This is a genomic window from Rhizobium sp. Leaf311, assembly GCF_001423445.1.
Classification (GTDB): domain Bacteria; phylum Pseudomonadota; class Alphaproteobacteria; order Rhizobiales; family Rhizobiaceae; genus Agrobacterium.
Map to the genome: position 1 here is coordinate 1 of NZ_LMNZ01000024.1, position 3835 is coordinate 3835.

3 protein-coding genes and 2 pseudogenes are annotated in these 3835 nt (G+C 52.7%); 4 read left to right on the forward strand and 1 reads right to left on the reverse strand.

The window, feature by feature from the left end; translation table 11 throughout:
• Nucleotides 1-228: pseudogene (locus tag ASF69_RS23640) on the forward strand (GGDEF domain-containing protein); the annotation flags it as partial.
• Nucleotides 229-527: 299 nt separating this feature from the next.
• Here ASF69_RS23640 and ASF69_RS23195 read toward each other — a convergent pair.
• Nucleotides 528-994 (reverse strand): annotated as a pseudogene (locus ASF69_RS23195) (hypothetical protein); the annotation flags it as partial.
• Nucleotides 995-1834: 840 nt separating this feature from the next.
• On the opposite strand from ASF69_RS23195, the gene ASF69_RS21365 reads away from it, so the two are divergent.
• The 3 genes from ASF69_RS21365 to ASF69_RS21370 all read left to right on the forward strand — a co-directional run bounded on the left by ASF69_RS21365 (nucleotide 1835) and on the right by ASF69_RS21370 (nucleotide 3776).
• A complete protein-coding gene (locus tag ASF69_RS21365; protein WP_062590468.1) occupies nucleotides 1835-2068 on the forward strand; it encodes a hypothetical protein in 234 nt (77 codons plus the stop codon).
• A 9-nt stretch (nucleotides 2069-2077) separates the two neighbouring features.
• A complete protein-coding gene (locus ASF69_RS23200) occupies nucleotides 2078-2254 on the forward strand; it encodes a hypothetical protein (RefSeq protein ID WP_156462147.1) in 177 nt (58 codons plus the stop codon).
• 595 nt (nucleotides 2255-2849) lie between these two features.
• Nucleotides 2850-3776 (forward strand): hypothetical protein, encoded by a 927-nt coding sequence (locus ASF69_RS21370; RefSeq protein WP_062590470.1) that lies wholly within the window; start codon nucleotides 2850-2852, stop codon nucleotides 3774-3776.
• Nucleotides 3777-3835: the final 59 nt, after the last annotated feature.

Sequence of the window (3835 nt, forward strand, 5' to 3'; positions counted from 1 at the left end):
GCGCGGGCAGAGGGCCTGAAAACCCAAGCCACCGTCAGTATTGGCCTTGCGGCACCAGACTGCTACGACCTCGCCGGGATGCTTGCAAGCGCCGATAGCGCGCTGTACCGCGCGAAAGCCCTTGGGCGGAATCGCGTTGAGGCCGCACGTCCAGATGAATTGCTGCATCGCCCCTCAGCCAATCCCTTGCATAATCAGTTGCGGGTAGTGGCTACGGGGGCCTCCTGATACGAGGTAGCGCATTTGGACGAGCGACTTGAAATGATCGGAACCTACGAAGTCGTTATTCACGCGGCTAACGCTTTCAAGTTTCTGAGCGAGTGACAGCGAGTTTTTATGATCAACTACCCCTGGCGGGCCGACGGCGGTTGAATCCGCCCAAAGATCGCCAAATTAAATAGAATAACAGTACGATATGACTGCACTCTTCAAACAGGGTGGGCCAGTCAACGGTGTTGGCCGATCCCGGCTTCCACCGCGCCCTCCCCTCTCAGCGCCCCTGACTGCGGTTCGGAAGCGGCAAGCTAGGTGAAACGCTCTTTAACACGTGAAAGTCCGGCAAGAGGCTTTGTGCCGCGAGACCATTATGGTGTGCCCGACCAACATTTCCGGTATGGTCTGAAGCAGTTTTAACGAGATGCTCTTCGAGAGAAACTGAGCCCGTAAGTGCGGCAGCATTTGCCAGCTGGACATAGCCAGGATCATCGCGCAGCCAACCGCCATCACTGCTAACATTGCGGAGCGGGTAGAACGGCAGGTCACCTGCGGGTAAAATCGCGCCATCCACGACCAAAACGCGTAGATTTCGACTGAAACCGACGCGTATTAGATGATGGCTGCGAAAGAGACCGCTGGGGCGAGCCATCGAGAATACTACACACACCAAGAAAGGTATGGATGCCGAAAGCGATAGCGAGAACAGCAAGAGTAGACGTGTCATCGTGTCGACAGCCGCCAAGCTTTCCCGCAAGCGATGCGATGCGATGGGCGTCATAGTTGTTTTTCCGGAGAAGCGATGTCTTTCTTAACATTGTCTCACATGTCAGCGAACTCGAGGCTTCTGCGAAAGTGATCTTTGGCCGTCTGCCCTTACCGATCAAATCTGGCGATTATTTGTGAGCTACTGCCGCGATTGCTACCTTGTGATGACCTCGAGCCTCGTCTCGCTATAAATCGACTGACTCGGATTCGGCACTATCTCGTTTACCCGAGACAGTGGACCTCTTCGTGCTTGTTCACCTGCGCGAAATGTCAAATCCGATTTTCGACACGCTATCTCGTCAAAAAAGGGGCATCCACTGCCTTACGGTTCTGGGCGATAAGGTAGATCCGGGCGAGTAAATAAACCGATAAGCGGTCTGGGTCGGGATAGTTAGAGATTTTGTTTCAAACCTACCTTATTGCATTCGGCCCCTCGGCCAAGCGACGGACGTTCAGACAGGTGACGCCCGCCACTGCCAATCCGTCACTCACAAGCAAGCCTTGTCAGCTGACAAGGTTTGGTTTGCGAGGTGGATAATTTGCCATGAATATCGCCGATGAAGGGTCCTATGATCTTCTACCCCTCTGTTCACGTCACCTTGTCAGCTGACAAGGTTGCAACCGCAAATTCGAACTCCCTTACCGCTACGCATCCATTACCGCACTGCAGGCGATGCTGATTGCGGCGCAAGCACGCCAGGTGGCCAAATACGTCCAGATTGTCGGCAAGGTGAGCGGATCGAGCGGCTGATGTCACTGACCTGTTGTCTATCGGCGCAGGCAATCCTGATCACCTAGCGGTTGCCAGGATCAACGTGATCAAGGCAAACGAGATCAACCCATTCTCAAGTCCTTGTCGGACAGGCGGTTCGACGTCATCTATCTAAATGCTGATATCTTCGGCCCCATCCATCTTGCGCGCCACCTCATCGACAACCTCGTCACTCCAGGCGGCATGCTGGCCTTCATATCCTCTCGTCGCGGCAGCGTCGAAATCAATGTCGAAGCCGGCCTGGAGCTATACCGAGCGAGTAAGGTATCCCTCAACATGCTGGCCCATGGCATCTACGCAGATTACAGACAGTAGGGCCTGACGATGCTCTCGATTCATCCGGGCTGGGCAAGGACGGCGATGGGAACGTTTGATGGAGCCGTGGAACGAGAGATCGAACTGCAGACAAGCGTCCAGGGTGTTGCAGACGTCGTCGAGCGACATATGGCTACAAGCAAAAATCTCTATCTCGATTACGAGGACAGCAAGTTGCCGTGGTGATGAGGCCATTGGACGATCTCCGCCAGTGGCGTATTCCTGCCATCAATGCCGCGGCGGTAGCTTTCAGAACGGCCTAAGCGTTTAATCAATACGGGAGTAAAACACCGCTTACTGTAAACGTCGAAGGGGAGGAAATGCTGAGACACCGTCGGTGCTTGATCGTTAACAAGCGCTTACACCATCGCGCGAACAAGGGGTTTCGCAGGTGCTCTCGCAGGATGGGATAAGACGATTTTAATTAACCCGTCCGCCAGTCCAACTCTGATGCCGTTCGTAAGTTCATGAGCAACCAAGGCGCGATCCGGCCACCGACACTACTGCGTTATTCTCGGAACGGCTTATCGCCCTTGGTCAATGTGTGAGAGAAAACAGCGCTAGCGGTAGCACCGTCTTGAGCTTGGTTGCTTTCTTTCTAGTCGCCGGACATAATTACGCCCGCTTTGGTTGAGGGAATAAGAATTAGCAGGTTTGTCCTTATGCTTGGCGACCTATATTTGAGGATATTGAGTTCATCGTTATTCATGTGGCCGACCGGGTTCTGCAGATCTCATTGATCGGTCTTGCGCTAGGTTCTTAATGGGTGAGGAAGACAGTGATGGAACGTCCCGTCAGCGAAAGAGAGATAGGTGAGGCCAATTCTTTGCTTTATTCGCGGCCAGGTGTTTGGGCTGCGTGGAATTTGACTCACACTGCATCGATTCATAACCATACCTATCAGGATCAGGATTTTTTGTCGTATGCGTGGCGTTTTCTAAAAACAGCCGGAGGGCAGGACACTCTGGCAAGCCAAAATCTTGCCCATTTTCTCTCAGGCACCGGAACCAGCAAAACTTTGTCCTTGAACCAACTCTTCCAGCAAGATGGGGGCGTTACAAAAGAGTTTAACGTGAAGGTCGGAGCGCAAATCTACCGCACGGAAATGGCCTATAAAGCGTTCAAGCGAAAAGATGACATACCGCTCGAAGGCTTTCTAAAGTCAGACTTACGCCGGTATGCGGACAATCCTCACAACAGTCCCACTGACTTCAAGAAAGACTATGGACCATCACCAGGTCCATATGACGGACATGTTGAGGTGGACCAGAAGGCGTTCTCAAATCAGAATTGGAAAAATGCAACCGGTGGCCTATCTATTCTATGGACTTATCTTGGCTCAAGCGGAACTGGCGCTTACAAGCAGCACCGTGTTTCCGCCTTTTGTCTAAAGCGCTATAAATGGCATCCCCAGGAATGGCGAAATACAAAGCTTGTCCATATTGCAGCGGAAAATGCCAAGGTGCCTTCTGTCGATACATTTACACGTTCAGCCGCGATGGATGCATCGTCTATGGGTGCGCGCACCGGCGTGGTTATGCCAAAAAGCGGGGAGATAAAATTGGGTTCGGAAACCATAGGTCACTGGAAAGACGAGGGCTTGACGCGGCAGACGATCTACAATCCGGCAAAGGAGTTTTTGCTCATATTTCCGCCCGTTGAAAGGATCATTCCAGTCTTCGTTCCAACGAGCAAAGTCGTGGTGTGAACTGCACCCCATTTCGACCGGACAGTCGGCATAAGCAGAAAGGCTCAAGCACAGGCTTG

Bases quoted from the DNA above. Each gene is read 5' to 3' on its own strand.
- ASF69_RS23200 (WP_156462147.1), top strand. From the start codon at position 2,078: ATGCTCTCGATTCATCCGGGCTGGGCAAGGACGGCGATGGGAACGTTT.
- ASF69_RS21370 (WP_062590470.1), top strand. From the start codon at position 2,850: ATGGAACGTCCCGTCAGCGAAAGAGAGATAGGTGAGGCCAATTCTTTG.